We start from the raw sequence: 782 nt of genomic DNA on the forward strand, positions 1-782 counted from the left end.
ACAATACTCAACTTTCAATAGGGTTAAGAGAATAAATTCAACCTTGACTAGGGTTAAGTAAAAAAACAATCAACTTATAGTCGGGTTAATGTAAAATCCATTCAACTTTTTTCAGGAAGGTACAGGGGCTTCTCTACGGCAACTCTGTAGGAGTTGCGATTTCATAGCCCAGGGTTGAGGCGAGCAGCGCCTCTACCCTGGGTAAGAACACCACCCTACTTAGCTACTCTGTAAGAGTTGCGATTAGCCGAAGGCGTTATCCACAGCAGGAGACAAGGGTTCATTCGCGGAGCTAATCTATACTTAGTTGCTTCTATTTGTGGACGATACAAACACAAAAAGCCATGGCGGCTGTTGTCGGCTTCGCCTTTTTGTGGCTGTCGGTGACGGCAGTCGGAAAACAAGTTTTCCTCCTTGTCGTCGCCGCCACCCCCAACGCCATGCTTTGCATGACGACAACAGCTGCCACGGTTCAAAAAGCGGCCGTTGGCCGTAAAAAAAGTCCGCCTTTGGCGGTAAAAAAACAGCTGATTGTAAGCCCCTCCCCAGCCCTCACCAAGGGGTGGGAATTCATTCTCGCTGTGCTTTAGGGGGTTATGATTGCGCTCCGTTCCTTGTAAAAGATTGGAATATGGACATCTTTTGGGCTTTTTTCCTTCCCCTTGGGGAAGGTTAGGATGGGGCTTGTGGTTGATGGTACGCACCCCTGGCAACTCTGTAGGAGTTGCGATTTCATAGCCCAGGGTTGAGGCGAGCAGCGCCTCTACCCTGGGTAAGAACAC

Annotated in this window: 1 protein-coding gene; it reads left to right on the forward strand. The window is 49.1% G+C overall.

Going from position 1 to position 782, the window contains the following annotated elements; translation table 11 throughout:
• The first annotated feature begins 344 nt into the window (after nt 1-344).
• Nucleotides 345-590: a hypothetical protein gene (locus tag CIK92_RS03265; protein WP_094388157.1), complete on the forward strand. Its 246-nt coding sequence runs from the start codon at nt 345-347 to the stop codon at nt 588-590.
• Nucleotides 591-782 lie beyond the last annotated feature (192 nt).

The sequence above is a fragment of the Prevotella sp. P4-67 genome (genome assembly GCF_002251325.1).
Taxonomy (GTDB): domain Bacteria; phylum Bacteroidota; class Bacteroidia; order Bacteroidales; family Bacteroidaceae; genus Prevotella.